Annotated in this window: 14 protein-coding genes, 1 tRNA gene and 1 pseudogene; 11 read left to right on the top strand and 5 right to left on the bottom strand. The window is 33.6% G+C overall.

Going from position 1 to position 17,743, the window contains the following annotated elements:
- Nucleotides 1-31 precede the first annotated feature (31 nt).
- Nucleotides 32-907, bottom strand: a complete 876-nt coding sequence (locus tag BUC09_RS00640) for a helix-turn-helix domain-containing protein (protein ID WP_073307685.1) — start codon at nucleotides 905-907, stop codon at nucleotides 32-34.
- Between the two features lie 97 nt (nucleotides 908-1,004).
- On the opposite strand from BUC09_RS00640, the gene BUC09_RS00645 reads away from it, so the two are divergent.
- Nucleotides 1,005-1,364, top strand: coding sequence for a DnaJ-like cysteine-rich domain-containing protein (locus BUC09_RS00645; protein WP_073307687.1), 360 nt, complete (start codon nucleotides 1,005-1,007; stop codon nucleotides 1,362-1,364).
- 60 nt (nucleotides 1,365-1,424) lie between these two features.
- Here BUC09_RS00645 and BUC09_RS00650 read toward each other — a convergent pair whose 3' ends face one another.
- On the bottom strand, nucleotides 1,425-3,641 hold the full coding sequence (locus BUC09_RS00650; RefSeq protein ID WP_073307689.1) for a T9SS type A sorting domain-containing protein: 2,217 nt from the start codon (nucleotides 3,639-3,641) through the stop codon (nucleotides 1,425-1,427).
- Between the two features lie 194 nt (nucleotides 3,642-3,835).
- Here BUC09_RS00650 and BUC09_RS00655 point away from each other — a divergent pair.
- The 3 genes and pseudogenes from BUC09_RS00655 to BUC09_RS00665 all read left to right on the top strand — a co-directional run.
- Nucleotides 3,836-5,074: pseudogene (locus BUC09_RS00655) on the top strand (TCR/Tet family MFS transporter); the annotation flags it as partial.
- 38 nt (nucleotides 5,075-5,112) lie between these two features.
- Entirely contained in the window at nucleotides 5,113-5,865 is a 753-nt protein-coding gene (locus tag BUC09_RS00660; RefSeq protein WP_073307693.1) for a UDP-2,3-diacylglucosamine diphosphatase, read from the top strand.
- Between the two features lie 248 nt (nucleotides 5,866-6,113).
- Complete coding sequence (locus BUC09_RS00665) at nucleotides 6,114-8,276, top strand: TonB-dependent receptor (protein ID WP_073307694.1); 2,163 nt, start codon at nucleotides 6,114-6,116, stop codon at nucleotides 8,274-8,276.
- A 29-nt stretch (nucleotides 8,277-8,305) separates the two neighbouring features.
- Here the strand turns inward: BUC09_RS00665 and BUC09_RS00670 are convergent, their stop codons facing one another.
- Nucleotides 8,306-8,731, bottom strand: a complete 426-nt coding sequence (locus tag BUC09_RS00670) for a Rieske (2Fe-2S) protein (RefSeq protein WP_073307695.1) — start codon at nucleotides 8,729-8,731, stop codon at nucleotides 8,306-8,308.
- Nucleotides 8,732-8,888: 157 nt separating this feature from the next.
- Between BUC09_RS00670 and greA the strand changes: the two genes are divergently transcribed.
- The 4 genes from greA (at nucleotide 8,889) to BUC09_RS00690 (ending at nucleotide 11,573) form a co-directional block, all read left to right on the top strand.
- Entirely contained in the window at nucleotides 8,889-9,365 is a 477-nt protein-coding gene (greA, locus tag BUC09_RS00675) for a transcription elongation factor GreA (protein WP_073308994.1), read from the top strand.
- Nucleotides 9,366-9,381: 16 nt separating this feature from the next.
- On the top strand, nucleotides 9,382-9,771 hold the full coding sequence (locus BUC09_RS00680; protein WP_073307696.1) for an HIT family protein: 390 nt from the start codon (nucleotides 9,382-9,384) through the stop codon (nucleotides 9,769-9,771).
- Nucleotides 9,772-9,867: 96 nt separating this feature from the next.
- Entirely contained in the window at nucleotides 9,868-11,142 is a 1,275-nt protein-coding gene (locus BUC09_RS00685; protein ID WP_073307697.1) for a Y-family DNA polymerase, read from the top strand.
- Nucleotides 11,133-11,573 carry a LexA family protein gene (locus tag BUC09_RS00690; RefSeq protein ID WP_073307698.1) on the top strand — a complete coding sequence of 147 codons (441 nt, stop codon included), beginning with the start codon at nucleotides 11,133-11,135 and terminating at the stop codon, nucleotides 11,571-11,573. Before BUC09_RS00685 ends, BUC09_RS00690 begins: the two co-directional genes overlap by 10 nt.
- Nucleotides 11,574-11,605: 32 nt before the next feature.
- On the opposite strand, the gene BUC09_RS00695 is transcribed toward BUC09_RS00690, so the two are convergent.
- A tRNA-Leu gene (locus BUC09_RS00695) sits at nucleotides 11,606-11,685 on the bottom strand.
- Between the two features lie 236 nt (nucleotides 11,686-11,921).
- Here BUC09_RS00695 and BUC09_RS00700 point away from each other — a divergent pair.
- The 3 genes from BUC09_RS00700 to pth all read left to right on the top strand — a co-directional run bounded on the left by BUC09_RS00700 (nucleotide 11,922) and on the right by pth (nucleotide 14,276).
- Nucleotides 11,922-12,863, top strand: coding sequence for a ribose-phosphate pyrophosphokinase (locus tag BUC09_RS00700; protein ID WP_073307700.1), 942 nt, complete (start codon nucleotides 11,922-11,924; stop codon nucleotides 12,861-12,863).
- Between the two features lie 107 nt (nucleotides 12,864-12,970).
- A complete protein-coding gene (locus BUC09_RS00705; protein WP_073307702.1) occupies nucleotides 12,971-13,576 on the top strand; it encodes a 50S ribosomal protein L25/general stress protein Ctc in 606 nt (201 codons plus the stop codon).
- Between the two features lie 133 nt (nucleotides 13,577-13,709).
- Nucleotides 13,710-14,276 carry an aminoacyl-tRNA hydrolase gene (gene pth / locus BUC09_RS00710; protein WP_073308996.1) on the top strand — a complete coding sequence of 189 codons (567 nt, stop codon included), beginning with the start codon at nucleotides 13,710-13,712 and terminating at the stop codon, nucleotides 14,274-14,276.
- Nucleotides 14,277-14,324: 48 nt separating this feature from the next.
- Here pth and BUC09_RS00715 read toward each other — a convergent pair whose 3' ends face one another.
- Nucleotides 14,325-17,720, bottom strand: a complete 3,396-nt coding sequence (locus BUC09_RS00715; RefSeq protein ID WP_073307704.1) for a zinc-dependent metalloprotease — start codon at nucleotides 17,718-17,720, stop codon at nucleotides 14,325-14,327.
- Nucleotides 17,721-17,743: the final 23 nt, after the last annotated feature.

Consider the following 17,743-nt stretch of genomic DNA (forward strand, 5'->3'; position numbering starts at 1 on the left):
AAGTCCCATCAATGATGGGACTTTTTATTTCTTAATGGTAACGTTTCAAAAACTCCGAAGGCGTCTCTCCACACTTCTTTTTAAACAGTCTAGAAAAATAGGCATAATCTACATATCCCAAATCTGTTGCTATTTCGCCGTAACTAAATTTTTTTGAAATTAATTCCCTTTTTGCTTCCAAGAAAACCCTCTCGAGAATTATATCAGTAGTAGTTTTATTGACCATACTTTGAGTTATTCGATTGAGATGCTTAGGCGAAATAAACAACCAATCCGCGTATTGAGATGCTGATTTTTCTGTTTTATAATGCATTTCCACTAAACGCTCAAATTGTTGAAATTTATCGGAATAAGAATTCAACTTCACTGTCTGCAAAACCTCATCATTTATGTACAAACGGGTACTTTCAATATAAATCAATTCGATTAACGCAATTATTTTTTGAGTTTTAAATGCATTTACTGAGTTCATTTCATTCAGAATATATGTAAACAATCCATCAAAATAAGAGAGATATTGATCATCTAAATACAATACAGAAGGATTTTGTACACTTTGAAAAAAAGGATAATTATTAATCTTACCATTTGAGAAATGCAAATCATAAAACGCTTGAGAATGAAAGAAAATTAAGCCCCGAATATCATCAGATAATTGCCAATGATGCATTTGTCCGGGATTAAGATAAAAAATACTTCCAGGTTTTATTTCATAGATTTCAAAATCAATTTCATGTGTTCCCGATCCATGCGTAAATAGTACAGTGAGGTAAAAATTATGCTTATGAGGTTTATGAATGTTTTTGTGAGCAGTAATGATATGATTTTCTATAGTATTGCAATAAAAACCTTCAATTTTTTCCTTTTTAACGAATTGTTCAATATGTAATACCGCTAAGTTTCTCATAAATTCATTTTTAAAATATGTCCTAAAAGTACAAAAAATAGTGTAAATTAACAATAGTACAACCCTCAACCCACACTAACTTTACTTAAAAAAAACTATGTCAACTTTCTTAAATATTATCCAAGAAAAATGTCCAAAATGTCATCAGGGACAGGTTTTTACTAAAAAAGGAAACATCTTCCTTTTTCAATTACCTAAGATGCACACGAATTGTTCACATTGTAATTATAAGTTTGAAAAAGAACCAGGCTATTTCTTTGGCTCCATGTTTGTAAGCTATGCTCTATTAGTTGCTGAGATGGTCATATTCTTTTTGATTGCCCACCAATTCATTGACAGTTTTCTTACTATCGTTGGTTTAATCGCTTTACTCGCCATAGTGTGGAGTACGTTCAACTTCAGATTATCTAGAATGATTTGGATTTACATGCTTGATGGTCAAAAGAGACAACTTTAAAAAATTAGCCATAAAAAAACCGCTAGAAATCTAGCGGTTTTTCTTATTCAAATTATAAAATTATTGTTTTACAATTTTCAATACTTTTTCCACTCCTTCAGATTGTACTTTAACAAAGTAAACTCCACTATTTAAGCCTGACAAATCCAAAACAACTTTTGATGAATTGAAAGAATTAGTTTGAACTGTTTTTCCAAGAACATCACTAACAACTACATTATTAATAGATCTACTACTGTTTTTTGATAAAATTGTTAAAACTCCAATTGTAGGATTTGGATATACTGCAAAACTTTCACTTTCAAAATTAGCTACACTTAAAGTTGACACAAATTCAGTATTAAAAGTATTGGTAACAATAGCAGGATTAAAATCAAAATAAATGCTCGCTGTATTAGGAATAATATCTCCAATAGCATAACCTGGCTTTGGTTTTATTTGGAAAGTAACATATCCTTTTCCTATAGCTGTATTAGCCACCGAAGGTTCAAGCTCAATTCCATTAAATTTCCAATTTAAATTATTCCCAACCCTATCAAGTGCATAATCATGACTGGCATTAATCATTCTTACCGTAGTTTCATCAAGTTTAGAATCTAAAACATCATTCACTCTAACATTTACAGCGTTTGCTGTTCCGGTATTTTCAAATTGAATTGTATAGGTTAAATAATCATTTGAAGTAAAAGATGAATGTAATATTTTTCCACCATGCGATTCGATTTTATCATTAGGATCGTAAGAACCAACAATAGTTTGAGTCAAACTACTAGCATTGTTTGATGTATTTATATCTGTTCCCGAAATGGTAGCCAAAAAATTATTAGTAATTGTCTGACCTAATGCAACTGTTGGAATAGTTGGTACCTGCATTATTACATCAATATATCTAACTTCTCCAGGTAGTAAATTAGTGAAATTATAAGTAAAACCGTTTGTCCCTGAAACCGTTCCAGATTGAGAAATACCTGTAATCGTAACCGCATTATCTTTAATAAAAGTTAATGTTCCTGAATCTATGGTTTGGTTTCCGTTGTTTTTATACATCAAACGGTTTGTATATGTAAATCCTGGTCGTGGTGGTGCGCCATTTGGAAAAACAGCAACTTCCAAATCTTTATGATCCAATACTGTTACAGGAAAATTATAGGTTGTAACTCCAGAACCTGTTGCTACTGAAACATTATTATAAGAAGAAGTACCTAAACTATATTGCAACGGATTAACATTACCAATCGAATAACTTACATTATACATGTTTGCAGGGTTGGTTTCATAAATATAATGCACTCCTGATGAAGCCGTTATAATGTGATTAATCCCATTATTATTCATTTGGCACTGAAAGTTTCCAAGTGTAAAATTTTGCTCTCCCCCGTCCTGAATTCCGTTTGTGTTTGTATCAACAAATGCATTTAGCTTAATTCCATCGGTAATTGATAATGCTTCCTCATCTATTACAGCAATTGAATACAAATTGCCATCATATGTTCCGTTTGCAGCAACATTAGTTGAAAACCAACCGTTATTTATATCCTGTTGTGTGATAACGTGTGTTCCTGTAAAGGTTGTTGCGTCTGAAGCACTCGGATTTAGCGTTGCCAGAGAACCGTTAATGGTTAGATCGTTACCCGAAAGTGTCAGGTTGGTGATGGGTGCATTTTCGTTATTTGTAACTGTAAATTGATAAGCAATCACATCGCCCACATTGGTAAAACCATCGTTATTATAATCGACATAATTGCTCGTTACAGACAATTCTAATAATGGATCAACCGTTATATTCTGTAAAAGCACACACCCATTTTCATTCACAACAGTTATTTGGTGCATTCCCACAGAAACATTAGTAAATATATTTGAACTTTGACTTGGGCCATTGTCTAAAGAATACTGATAGTTACCGCTATTCACAACCGAGACTGTAACTGTATGCCCCTCTACAGCAACTGTAAAATACAACGGAGCTGGTTCTGTTATAATCACATTCATACTAAACATTTGTTGTGGCACACTACTATCGAAAGCATTTACGGTATAAACTCCTGCAAATAAATTAGTAAACACACTATTTGAAGTTGGTCCATACATTGGTCCACCATTTTGCATTACCGAAAAAGTATAAGGCGGAACTCCTCCTGTAGCGTTTACATGTATTAACCCACTAGGCTCACCAGGACAATTGGGATTCTGAAACATTACATTTCCTGTAAATATCTGTGCATAAATAGCATTAAAACTTAAAAAAAAGAAAAAGATAAGTAGTTGTTTTTTCATAAAATCCAATTTTAGGATCGACAAATATAGACAAAAAATTAACACTACTTTTATTCAAAAAAAAATCATAGACATATTAGATTTTTGTTTATTTGTAACACAGCGTGAGGGATTGAAGCGACATCCTTTTTTAGAACATTGAGGTTTTCGAAATGTTCTAAAAAAGATACAGCGAAAAGCCCGACCCAAAGGGTCACGCCCAACAACAAATCATCATGAAAAAAAATCAAAAACAAGCCGCTATAGGTTTTATATTTATCACATTATTAATTGATGTTATTGGATTAGGAATCATCATTCCGGTGGTTCCAAAATTAATCCAAGAACTGATTCATGGCGATATAAGTGAAGCGGCCAAATATGGAGGTTGGTTAACATTTGCCTATGCCATTACTCAATTTCTTTTTTCCCCATTAGTTGGAAACTTAAGCGATAAATTTGGAAGAAGGCCAGTTCTGTTACTTTCCTTGTTTGGTTTTAGCTTGGATTATTTACTACTCGCTTTTGCCCCTACTATCACCTGGCTCTTTATAGGTCGAATTATTGCTGGTATTACAGGAGCGAGTATTACAACTGCAGCAGCTTACATTGGTGATATTAGTAATAACGAAAACAGAGCAAAAAACTTCGGGATGATTGGTGCTGCGTTTGGGCTTGGTTTCATTATTGGCCCTGTACTTGGAGGGTTACTTGGACAATATGGCGCTAGGGTTCCTTTTTATGCAGCAGCAATACTTTGCTTGTTCAACTTTTTATATGGTTACTTTATTCTTCCAGAATCATTATCTAAAAAAAATAGAAGAGAATTCGATATTAAGCGCGCAAATCCTATTGGATCATTTATACATTTAAAAAAATATCCAAGTTTAATAGGTTTGGTTGCTGCTGTTTTCCTACTTCATACGGCTTCACATGCTGTACAAAGTAATTGGAGTTATTTTACCATGTACCAATTCAAATGGGACGAAACCATGGTTGGTATTTCTCTTGGTGTTGTAGGTTTATTAGTAGCTTTAGTACAAGGAGGTCTTATTCGATGGATAAATCCAAAGCTAGGGAATGTAAAAAGTATCTATGTAGGTATGGCATTGTATACCTTGGGCATGTTTCTTTTTGGTTTCGCGACACAAAGTTGGATGATGTTTGCTTTTTTAATCCCCTACTGTCTAGGCGGAATTGCTGGACCAGCTTTACAAGCTGTAATAGCTTCACAAGTTCCTGCAAATGAACAAGGCGAAATACAAGGAACATTAACCAGTTTAGTTAGCGCTGCTGCAATTATTGGTCCGCCTTTAATGTCTACTGTGTTCTACTATTTTACACACAATGAAGCTCCTTTTGAATTTGCTGGAGCACCGTTTATTGTGGGCGGAGTTGGAATGCTTATGAGTACCATTGTTGCTTATGCTTCTTTAAAAAAGCATCATGCTTAGTTTTTCAATTAATAGTATCTTTGTCGAAATTTTGACCAATGAATACATCCTCTAATACAAAAATATATTTCGCCAGCGACCAACATTTAGGTGCTCCAACACCTGAAGCTAGTTTCCCACGCGAACAAAAATTTGTAGCCTGGCTGGATGAAGTAAAAAAAGATGCAGAAGCTATTTTTTTGTTAGGTGATTTATTCGATTTTTGGTTTGAATACAAAACGGTTGTTCCAAAAGGCTTCGTTAGAGTTTTGGGTAAACTAGCCGAAATTAGAGATAGTGGCATTCCTGTTTACTTTTTTGTTGGAAATCACGATTTATGGATGGACGATTACTTTCAAATGGAACTAAATATTCCTGTCTATCATACTACAAAAGAATTTACTTTTAACAACAAAACCTTTTTAATTGGCCATGGAGATGGTTTAGGTCCTGGTGACAAAGGCTATAAACGAATGAAAAAAGTATTTACCAATCCTTTTTCGAAATGGTTATTCAGATGGCTACATCCTGATGTTGGAGTAAAATTAGCTCAATATCTTTCTGTAAAAAACAAATTGATTTCGGGTGATGAAGATGTAAAATTTCTAGGTGAAGAAAACGAGTGGTTGGTACAATATGCCAAATTAAAATTGCAGTCTAAACACTATGATTATTTTGTATTTGGACACCGTCATTTACCAATGGAAATTCAGTTAAATGAATCCTCAAAATACATTAATCTAGGCGATTGGATTGGTTATTTCACCTATGGTGTTTTTGATGGAACTACTTTTGAATTAAAGAAATACTAACCTGTAAGAGGTTTCTTTCTTAATTGCATTTCGCGAATTATATTTTGCATTTTCTGTTTTCTTTTAATTAAATTTGCGCCGTCTCAAAGGGGTGCTCTAAATAACGAGCTGAGATTATACCCAATGAACCTAGAACAGGTAATGCTGTTTAGGGATAAGACACTAACTAGAAGTGGTTATTGTCGAGAAATTCATTATCAATTTATTAAAAAAGAATAATTACCCCTTTTATTCGTAAACATTTACGAATGAAAACTTTATTCAAAACACTTATTATAGCAATATTGCTATTAAATTCTGGAAGTTCTTTTGCTCAAGAATCTACAAAGGATTCGGTAAAAGTTAATTCCTTAGAAGAAGTCATGGTACAAGCTATACGTGCCAACGAAAAAACTCCAATCTCTTTCAGTAATTTTTCTAAAAAGGAAATTGCTAAACGTAATCTAGGACAGGATATACCTGTTTTAATGAACTACCTCCCTTCGGTAGTTACAACAACCGATGCAGGAAACGGAGTTGGTTACACAGGAATTAGAGTTCGTGGGAGCGATGCAACACGTGTAAACGTAACTATTAACGGAATTCCTTACAATGATTCTGAAAGTCATGGCACTTATTGGGTTAACATGCCCGATTTTGCATCGTCTGCAGAAAGCATTCAATTACAAAGAGGAGTTGGAACCTCTACAAATGGATCTGGAGCTTTTGGCGCAAGCTTAAACGTTTTAACAGAAAACACAAGCGGTAAAGCAGGTGGTGAAATTTCAAATTCATATGGAAGTTTTAACACACACAAACACACTATTAAATTCAACACTGGATTATTAAATGATCATTTTGAAGTTTTAGGAAGACTTTCTAAAATAAACTCTGACGGTTATGTTGACAGAGCTTCTTCTAACCTAAAATCTTACTTTTTACAAGGAAATTTCAATTCAAAAACTACTAGAATTAAAGCATTAATTTTTGGAGGGCATGAGATTACTTACCAATCATGGAATGGTGTAGATGCAACTCAATTAGAAAATGACAGAACATTTAACTCAGCTGGTATTTATACTGATGAATTTGGCAATACTCGTTATTATGACAACGAAGTTGACAATTACAAGCAAAATCATGCTCAATTGCATTGGAATGAAACTTTTTCGAAAACATTTAGCACCAACTTAGCCATTCACTACACTAAAGGAAAAGGGTTCTACGAAAACTATAAAGAAGATGAGGCCTTTGAAGATTATGGATTAACACCAACTGCTGGACAAACCACTACCGATTTAGTTCGCCAAAAATGGTTAGATAATGATTTTTACGGAACTACATTTTCATTAAATTATACTAATGAAAAGCTATCAGTAATTCTAGGTGGAGGTGCAAACAAATATGAAGGTTCTCATTTTGGAAAAGTTATTTGGGCCAGATATGCTTCGACAAGCGAATTAGGAGACAAATATTATGACGACTACGGAATTAAAACTGATGCTAACGTATTCTTAAAAGCTACTTATACATTCTTCAAAAAATTAAACCTATACGTAGACCTTCAAGGAAGAAATGTTAACTATAAAGCCAACGGAGTTCAAGCCGATATTGTCCAAGATAACTTTAATTTTTTCAATCCAAAAGCAGGTGTAAGCTTCTCTCCTAATGAAAAAAACACAATCTACTATTCATTTGCAAGAGCAAACCGCGAGCCTAATAGAACTGATTACGAAAACGGAAGTCCTCGCCCTGAAACATTAGACGATTTTGAATTAGGATGGCGTTTTAATTCAAATAAAATAAAGCTTAATGTAAATGGATATTATATGCTTTATCAAAATCAGTTAATCTTAACAGGAGGACTAGATGATGTAGGAGCACCAATTCGTGAAAACATAGGTAAAAGCTACCGACTAGGAGTTGAAGTTGATGCAAAAATTATTTTGCATCAAAAATGGTCAATTCAACCAAATATTACATTAAGTAAAAACAAAAATGTTGATTTCTATTTTCAAAGAGATGGAAATTTACAAAACTTAGGAGAAACTAATATTTCTTACTCTCCAGAAATTGTAGCTGGAAATATTTTAACTTTTAACCCTATACAACCATTGCAAGTTTCATTGCTTTCCAAATTTGTTGGAAAACAATACATGGGTAATATTGATGCAAGATCATCTGTTTTAAATGATTATTTTGTGAATGATTTTAGTGCTAGTTACGAAATCAAACCTAAGAAAGTTTTCAAATCAATTATTATTTCAGCAGTAGCTAACAACATCTTTAATAGAAAATACACTTCAAACGGGTATTTTTACACCTATGACGATACATGGTCTAACCCTCCTGCAATTACGACCATTGAAGGAGCAGGTTATTATCCTCAAGCAGGTGCAAATATATTAGCCGGTTTAACACTTTTATTTTAATACAAAAAGAGGAGCAATTGCTCCTCTTTTTAATTATAAACTCTTATTACATCTCCCAATATTTCTGTCCTGTATTGCTTCAAAGGATATTGCTCACCATTTTCTCCACTTCCAATATAAATACTGTACTTAGAATTTTCACATGAGCACTTGGCATAACCTCCTTCAATTGTTAACCGAGAACAAGCAACTGGATATTGATTAGGACAACTTGCCTCCCAAGCTCGATAATCGCTTGTACCAGCAGCCACTATAATAATACCTTGTATTCCTGCTCCTGCATCTGTAATTACCATAGAGTTTCCTGGAAATTTCAACGAATTATATTGTGGTAAATTTGTATTAATTTCTTTTGAAAAACTTACATTCTGCAAATATTGATTATTATTTACAGGCTTGTCTTTATCACAAGAAACTAATAATAAAGTAATAATTAAGGCGATAATTTGTTTCATTTTAAAAAAGCTAATAACTTGCTGTAACAAATTTAATTTAATTAACTTTGTAAACGCACCTATTTAGGGTTAAATTATAAATTAAAATAAAAATTATATCTTTGTATGAAGAAATCCCGTCCCGATGGGATTTTTTCTATTTTATAAAAATGACGTTATGAGTACAGTATCTTATTATACAGCCGCAGGATTAAAGAAATTAAAAGACGAACTAGAACAATTAAAAAGTATAGAACGCCCAAAAGCATCACAAGCAATTGCAGAAGCAAGAGACAAAGGAGATTTATCTGAAAATGCAGAATATGATGCTGCAAAAGAAGCTCAAGGTCTTTTGGAAATGAAAATTGCTAAAATGGAAGAGCTTTATGCTAATGCTCGTTTAATTGACGAATCTCAGCTAGACACTTCAAAAGCATTAGTTTTATCACATGTGAAAATTAAAAACCAAACTAATGGTATGGAATTATCATATCAATTGGTAGCTGAAAGCGAAGCTGATCTAAAAACAGGAAAAATATCGGTTACTTCTCCTATAGGAAAAGGTTTATTAGGCAAATCTGTTGGTGATATTGCCGAAATTCAAGTTCCTAACGGAATTCTTAAATTTGAAGTTCTAGAAATAACAAGAGACTAAACCTAAAATCAACTCAATGCCTTCTATTTTCACTAAAATCGTAAACGGGGAAATTCCTTGTTATAAAATTGCCGAAACTGATGATTTTTTGGCTTTTTTAGATGTTAATCCCAATGTAAAAGGACATGCTTTATGTATTCCTAAAAAAGAGATCGACAAAATTTTTGATATAGAAGATGAATTGTATTTAGGTCTAATGGCTTTCTCAAAAAAGATTGCCATTGCATTAGAAAAAACGGTGCCTTGCAAAAGAATAGGAATGACTGTTATTGGACTTGAAGTACCACATGCTCACGTTCACCTAATTCCTCTAAACATGATGGACGATGCGCGATTCCACAACAAGGTAAAACTAACTCCTGAAGAATTTCAAGATCTAGCAAATGCGATAGCAAATAATTTATAAATGAAATCCGGTTTTAAGCCGGATTTTTTATTAACCCCAATCAAAAATTAACTTCTTAAATCAAATCATAAAAAGCATAATAAGTACCTTTGCAACATGTATGCTTTAGTCGATTGCAATAATTTTTACGCATCCTGCGAACGCGTTTTTCAACCAAAATTGATTGGAAAGCCTATTGTGGTTTTATCCAATAACGATGGCTGTATTATTTCTAGGAGTGACGAAGCAAAAGCACTTGGAATCCCGATGGGAGCTCCAGAATTTAAGGTTCGCGAAGAGTTGAAAACTAAAAATGTTACTGTCTTTTCTTCAAATTATCCTTTATACGGCGATTTAAGCAATCGAGTAATGCAAATTCTAGAACAATTTTCTCCCAACATAGAAATTTACAGCATAGACGAAGCTTTCATGAATTTTGATGGTCTAAACATAAACGATTTCCAAGATTATGGATTGCAAATGAAGTCTAGGGTTTTACAATGGTTAGGCATACCTATTTCAGTTGGTTTTGCAGAGACTAAAGCACTTTCAAAAGTAGCTAACAAAATTGCTCGAAAATTTCCTGAAAGAACTAAAGGATCTTATATAATTAATACCGAAGAAAGTCGAATCAAAGCCTTAAAATGGACTAAAATTGAAGACGTTTGGGGCATTGGCTATCGCCTTACTAAAAAAGCCAAACTCCGCAATATTAAAACTGCCTACGACTTTACCTTGCCAGAACATGAGGCTTGGATAAGAAAAGAAATGGGAGTAACCGGTTTACGATTAAAACAAGAGCTTGAAGGAAAATCTGTTTTAACATTAGAACCTATATCAGAACAAAAAAAGAGTATTGCCATTACTCGTAGTTTCCCAAAGCAGATTTCTGACTATGATTTACTAAAAGAGCGCGTCTCAACATTTGCTACAGTTTGTGCCGAAAAACTACGCAAACAAAAGTCTTGCTGTTATACCATTATTGTTATGCTTGTCGTTGACAAACATAAATATGAATCTAACAAGTATTATTTTAATAGTGCTATTAGTTTGCCCTTTGCAACTAATTCGACTTTAACGATTGTAAACACTGCTTTGTCTATTTTAAAAAAACTTTATGAAGGCAATAATGGTATCAAGTTCAAAAAAGCTGGCGTAATAGTAAGCGGACTCATTCCTGAAAACAGCAAACAATTTCATCTATTCGAAGATGAAAACCCAAAGCACTTGCGATTGATGGAGACTATTGATTCTCTTAATGCTAAAATTGGCGGACGTAAAATAAAATTAGGCAATCAAAATTTAGAGAAAACTTGGGATATGAATCAAAACCATTTATCGCCAAAATATACCACAGATTTTAATCAAATTCTAGAGATCAAATGTCAATAAAAGATACAAACAAACTGACCTTTCTAAATCCAGATTTTGAAAGTGATAAATCTGCTCCATACATAAGCGGAGGCGTTTCTGCCGGATTTCCCTCTCCTGCTGCAGATTTCACAGAAAGCAATATCGACCTCAATAAAGAACTATCTAAAAATCCTTTGGCAACATTTTATGTAAAAGTAAATGGTAATTCTATGATAGATGCAGGAATCAATGACAAAGACATATTAGTAGTTGACCGAAGCCTAGAACCAAGAGACAATAAAATCGCAGTATGTTTAGTTGATGGTGAGTTTACAGTAAAAAGAATCAAATTGGAAAAAGATTACTTGTTCTTACTTCCAGAAAACAAAAACTACCAACCCATAAAAATCACAGAAGAAAATCAAATCAGTATTTGGGGGATCGTGACTTATATTATTAAAGCTGTCTAAAAATAAAAAACCTCTCATTTCTGAGAGGTTAGTACCCGGAGTGGGAATCGAACCCACACACCTAAGTACACGAGTTTGAGTCGTGCGCGTCTACCAATTCCGCCATCCGGGCAAAGAAGCTGATTTTCGTTTCAGTATCGTGGCTGCAAATGTAATTATTTTTTCCAAAATTCATAAAAAATAGTTCAAAAATATCTTTCAAGCATGAATTTAATTCCTAAATTTGCACCGCGTTAAAAACGCACAACACATAACTAACTACATCCGAGACGCTTATAACGCATAAAGCTTTAAACAAACAGTAGAGCGAATTGTATAAAGCGTAGCGGAATAAAAAACAACATATTAATGCCACACCTAGAACCCGAAGCAAAAATTTTTGCCTGTTCACAAAGTGTTTACCTAGCTGAAAAAATCGCCGAAAAATACGGTGTTACATTAGGCAAAGTAACGTTCTCGCAATATAGTGATGGTGAATTTCAGCCGTCTTATGAAGAGTCAATCCGCGGATTGAGAGTATTTATTGTTTGTTCAACATTCCCAAGTTCTGACAACTTAATGGAATTGCTATTAATGATAGACGCTGCTAAAAGAGCTTCTGCAAGACATATAACAGCGGTTATTCCTTATTTTGGATGGGCTCGTCAAGACAGAAAAGACAAGCCAAGAGTACCAATTGGAGCTAAACTAGTTGCAAAATTATTGGAAAGCGCTGGAGCTACCCGAATTATGACCATGGATTTACATGCTGATCAAATTCAAGGTTTCTTCGAAAAACCGGTAGATCACTTGTTTGCGTCAACAATTTTCTTACCATATGTAAAAAGCTTAGGTTTAGAAAACTTAACAATTGCATCTCCTGACATGGGTGGTTCAAAAAGAGCGTATGCTTATTCTAAATTTTTAGAATCGGATGTAGTAATTTGTTACAAACAAAGGAAAGCTGCAAACGTAATTGAATCAATGGAATTAATTGGCGAAGTAAAAGGAAGGCACGTAATTCTTGTAGACGACATGATTGACACAGGAGGCACATTAGCTAAAGCGGCTGATTTAATGATAGAAAAAGGAGCTTTAAGTGTACGTGCTATTTGTACACATGCTATTTTATCTGGTAGTGCTTACGAAAAAATAGAAAACTCAAAATTGAGTGAATTAATTGTTACAGATTCTATTCCATTAAAGAAAGAATCAAACAAAATAAAAGTAGTGAGTTGCGCACCACTTTTTGCAGAAGTTATGCACATGGTGCATCACAACAATTCCATAAGTGGAAAATTTTTAATGTAAAGGCAAGCGATTAAATAATTAATCGTACATTTGCCAGCTCATTCGCATAAAATCAAAAATTTTATGCTTAAAATAAGTAAAATATTTAATAACTATATTTTTTAAAAATGAAATCGATTACAATTAAAGGATCAGAAAGAGAAAGCGTGGGCAAAGTTGCTACTAAAGCCTTACGTAATGCTGGAGCGGTTCCTTGCGTATTATACGGAGGAGATCAACCAGTGCATTTCTCAGCAGAAGAAAAAGCATTCAAAAACTTGGTTTACACTCCAAACGCACACACAGTTGTGATTGAGTTAGCAAACGGTAAATCTTTCAATGCAGTTTTACAAGACATCCAAGTACACCCTGTAACTGACAAAATTTTACACATTGACTTCTATCAATTATTTGATAACAAAGAAGTAACTATGGAAATCCCAGTTAGAGTTGTTGGAACTTCTCCAGGTGTATTATTAGGAGGTGTTTTACGTTTAAACCAACGTAAATTAAAAGTAAAAGCTTTACCAGCTAATTTACCTGATTATATTGATGCTGACATTTCTGCATTAGAAATGGGTAATAAATTATACATTACTAAATTAGCATCAGACAAGTACAAATTTTTACACCCAGACAACACTGTAGTTTGTCAAGTAAGAATTTCTCGTGCTGCAATGAAAGCTGCTCAAGAAGCTGCGAAAGCAGAAAAAGGAGCAAAAAAGAAAAAATAATTTTCTTACACTCTATACAAAAGCACCTCAGTCGAGGTGCTTTTTTTATGATTAAAATTTAAGTTATTTTTGCCCAATGATTAATTGGATCAAAAATCTGTTTACTAACAAAACAGAAACAACAGAAATAAACATGAAGAAATTTTTAATAGTTGGCCTAGGTAATATTGGAGCCGAATATGCAAACACTCGTCACAACATTGGATTTAAAGTTTTGGACTTTTTAGCAAAACAAGAATCACTGGATTTTCAAACTGTAAAACTAGGAGCTCTAGCTGAATATAAAGTTAAAGGAAGAACACTTCTACTTCTTAAACCCAACACCTACATGAATCTTAGCGGTAAAGCTGTTCAATATTGGATGGAGAAAGAAAAAATAGCAAAAGAGAATATACTTGTAATTACTGATGATTTAAACTTACCCTTTGGCACTATTAGAATAAAACCTAAAGGATCTGATGGAGGTCACAATGGATTAAAAAGTATTCAGCAAACATTAAACACAGCTGATTATCCAAGATTTCGATTTGGCATAAGTGATGATTTCAAAAAGGGAAAACAAGTCGATTATGTGCTTGGAGAATGGGATGAAGATGAAAAAATAAAGCTTCCCGAACGATTAGAAATGTCAATAAAAGCAATTCAATCATTTGCACTATCTGGATTAGGAAATACAATGAGTGACTTTAATGGAAAATAAAAGGGAAGCTAGAAGCTTCCCTTTTATTTTTATGATATTCATTATAAACTATTCTACAACAACCCTTTTTACTGTTTTTTTAGTTCCATCAGAAATAGAAACTAAATAAACTCCAGATTGAGCGTTTTCTAAATTTATACTTTGATTGAAAGCTCCATTATTAGCAAAGTTTTTAGCAAATATTTGTCGTCCACTCATATCAAAAACATTTACTTTTATTTCTTTACTACCTTCTGAATTCAATTCTATTACAAAGTTTCCTTTGTTAGGGTTTGGATAAACTTTTAAGCTTGAAAATTCAAATTCATTATTAGCTAAAGTAGCTACTTGAATATTACAAATATTTAAACTCCAACTATTCAAAGAACCTCCACCTCCTGATGCAGCATCATTATCTTTTACTGTTAAAGTCCATGTTCCAGTAGAACTTTGGCCATTGAATACTGATAAAGGATTTAATGGAATTACTGTTCCGCTGACTGCTGGATTAGTCCCGCAAACCAGAGCTGTACCACCATCATCAAAAGTAGCATTAATATTATCATTACTTCCGCAAGTTTGATTAAAAACAGTTACAGATGTACCAGATGGGCTAGCTAATGATATTATAAGATCACTTATTACAGTGTGTGTAATATTCAATCCTAAATTCAAATCATTAATTGTAAATCCAGAAGGTACAGTAATTGTAGAAGTAATTGTTGGTTTCCCATTTGATGCAATTACTTGGACAGTATTATTACTCAAGTTAGAACAATTCACAATACCAGTAGTAAATTTAAAAGCAGATCCAAAAGCACCTGAACAACCTGCATTTTTAGGTCTTACTCTCCAATAATAATCTGTAGCCTGAGACAATCCACTAACTGTATAATTTGTAGTAACAGATGAACCAGATGAAATTATATTAGTAAAACCACTATCAGTAGCCACTTCTATATCGTAAGAGTTTGTATTTGCTCCTGCAATCCAAGTTAAATTAACTGTAACATCTTGCGCATTTGCATTATTAGCAGGAGTAGACAAAGTAGCCGATGCAGGAGCTCCTGCAACATCTAAATAAAATGGAACAGTTTTAGTTGTTGACCCAGAAGTAGCATTTACCAATATGTTTGCTAATCCTGACGGAGTAGTTCCAGTTGTATTTACAGTCATAGTAACTGGTCCAGAAGTAGTTCTCGAAGTAGGAGTAAAACTTACTGTTGTTCCTGCTGGAACTCCAGTTGCCGTGAAATTAGTAGTTCCTGAAAAACCATTTAAAGTTGTATAATTAAATGTATAATTTACAACATTAACACCTTGACAAACTCCTTTATTTTGTTCTCCCACCAAACCGTTAAAAGCGACTGCAAATGATGATGCAGGCGCAGTTATAGCAAAGTTATTATTAGAAATGTCAAAGAAAATATTACCATTACCTCTAACCATGATTCTGTGAGTTGTTCCAACATTATTAGGAATAGTAACTACTTCTGAACCATCATTAGGTACTTTACTTGCCAACAAAATTCCGTTTGTAAGCGTATTATCCACAAATAAATAAATATCAACGTAAGGAGTATTAACAGCTCCAGCATTGGTAGATGCAACATTCCAAGTCACTGTTTGATTTGTTCCAACATTATAAGACAAACCTGCTGAACTTGGTACTGTTACCGCAAAAGGCCCAGCAGCAGAACTAACAGTCACCTTCATATCATCATAATGAGTTTGTGCTACCTCTGGAGTAGAAGAACTATACGGAGCATTATCTCTAACTGTCAAACGAAAATTTAAATCTCTAGCCACTGAACTTAATGCTTCAACTGTAATGATCTCATTTCCTGTCCCACTAGTTGTATTTGAATTATTTATGATTGAAGTCAAAGCAGGAAAATATCTTATTGGAGAAGATGAAGGAAGCCAACTTCTAAAATTTGGACCAATCGTTTTAGTAGCACTAGCTGGTGAGCTTGCACCTGTCTGGCCGGAACCAGTAATCCCATCATTTTGATCCCAATGATAAGTTAGTCCATCACCATTAGCATCAGTAGCTGAACCCTCTAAAAGAAAAGGAGTACTAATTGGAATAACATAATCATTTCCTGCATTAGCTACTGGAGCAACGTTATTTGCAGAAATATCTTGTACTTGAGTACAAGGCTTATTTGAAAAATTCTCTTCAAATTGCCAAATATTATATGGATGATAAATATCTATCGAATGTGGTGCAACATCATAACTAGTAATCCCTGCATAACCCATAATTGTAACTCCAGAGCCAACTTCTTTTTGAGCAGCTAGAACTTGTGCAGAATGTGTAAAAGAATGATTCATACCTAGCTGATGTCCAACCTCATGTGCAACATAATCAATATCAAAATTATCTCCAACTGGAGGTCCACTTCCGGGTGATGTAAAACCACTTCCTTTTCCGCTACCCATATAAGTCCAAGACGCTGCAGGATTAATTGTACCACATGCACAACCAATACATCCAGCACTTCCCCCACCACCATCACGTCCAAAAAGATGACCAATGTCGTATAATGCATCATTAACAGATTGTGGTTGAGCAGGTACAGACAACATAGTATTTAATGTACTTTGCAATTCTGTACTCCAAGCACCTCCAGCTCCTGTACCTGATGCAGAATATGGATCAGTAGAAGCATTGTAAAATATTACATTTGTTGATTCATTAATCAAGTTTAAATGCAAACCTAAGTCTTTTTCATATACTCCATTACATCTAGTAAGCGTAGCATTAATTGCTGATAAAACTAAACCGACTTGGGCAGCACTTGTAGCACCAAAATAATTTGAATATTCTGCAGTTACTGATTGAGCTAATCTTAATGTTCTTAAAATTGCACCACTCGATTTTCCTTGATTTGAATTTTTACTAATTTCAAAATCAATATTGTCTATCATTTCCTTTTCAATTGTACTACATTTCCAATTATCTAGAGGCTTGCCTGATTTACTATAAACAAAATAAATAGAATTATCTTCTGAATATGGTTCAATAAATTGACTAGGTTTATCAGCTCTCGTAATCATTGTCTGTATACCTTGAGGAGAGAGACTTAATTTTAAAGTAGCAGTCCTATCTGTAATACCTTTTCCCGAAAAAGCCCTAATTTCAGGAAATCTAGCCTGCAATTGATTATCAAAATTTGAAGCTTCAAAAACTTCAAATTCTTCTATTTGACCTTCGGTATTAGGTATTGAAATAATATTTTTTTTTGAATTTTTGCCATTTAAACTAGCAAACAAAGCATTTCTTAATGACTCTGTATTTAATACATATAAGTCGAATTTTTCAGGAAAGTTTGGTCTTTTAACAAACTTATTAGCGACTATTTTATTTTTAGAAACATCACATTTTTTCCAAAATCCATCGGATTGAGCATTGACGAAACCAAAAGACAAAATAAATAATAGAAGTAGTTTTTTTCTCATTTACATCATGATTTAGGGTTAAT

Source organism: Flavobacterium terrae (assembly GCF_900142035.1).
Taxonomy (GTDB): domain Bacteria; phylum Bacteroidota; class Bacteroidia; order Flavobacteriales; family Flavobacteriaceae; genus Flavobacterium; species Flavobacterium terrae.

Coding starts and splice junctions, on each gene's coding strand:
- BUC09_RS00670 (WP_073307695.1), bottom strand. CDS start 8,731: ATGAAACAAATTATCGCCTTAATTATTACTTTATTATTAGTTTCTTGT.
- BUC09_RS00640 (WP_073307685.1), bottom strand. CDS start 907: ATGAGAAACTTAGCGGTATTACATATTGAACAATTCGTTAAAAAGGAA.
- greA (WP_073308994.1), top strand. CDS start 8,889: ATGAGTACAGTATCTTATTATACAGCCGCAGGATTAAAGAAATTAAAA.
- BUC09_RS00700 (WP_073307700.1), top strand. CDS start 11,922: ATGCCACACCTAGAACCCGAAGCAAAAATTTTTGCCTGTTCACAAAGT.
- BUC09_RS00650 (WP_073307689.1), bottom strand. CDS start 3,641: ATGAAAAAACAACTACTTATCTTTTTCTTTTTTTTAAGTTTTAATGCT.
- BUC09_RS00685 (WP_073307697.1), top strand. CDS start 9,868: ATGTATGCTTTAGTCGATTGCAATAATTTTTACGCATCCTGCGAACGC.
- BUC09_RS00705 (WP_073307702.1), top strand. CDS start 12,971: ATGAAATCGATTACAATTAAAGGATCAGAAAGAGAAAGCGTGGGCAAA.
- pth (WP_073308996.1), top strand. CDS start 13,710: ATGAAGAAATTTTTAATAGTTGGCCTAGGTAATATTGGAGCCGAATAT.
- BUC09_RS00665 (WP_073307694.1), top strand. CDS start 6,114: ATGAAAACTTTATTCAAAACACTTATTATAGCAATATTGCTATTAAAT.
- BUC09_RS00690 (WP_073307698.1), top strand. CDS start 11,133: ATGTCAATAAAAGATACAAACAAACTGACCTTTCTAAATCCAGATTTT.
- BUC09_RS00645 (WP_073307687.1), top strand. CDS start 1,005: ATGTCAACTTTCTTAAATATTATCCAAGAAAAATGTCCAAAATGTCAT.
- BUC09_RS00680 (WP_073307696.1), top strand. CDS start 9,382: ATGCCTTCTATTTTCACTAAAATCGTAAACGGGGAAATTCCTTGTTAT.
- BUC09_RS00660 (WP_073307693.1), top strand. CDS start 5,113: ATGAATACATCCTCTAATACAAAAATATATTTCGCCAGCGACCAACAT.
- BUC09_RS00715 (WP_073307704.1), bottom strand. CDS start 17,720: ATGAGAAAAAAACTACTTCTATTATTTATTTTGTCTTTTGGTTTCGTC.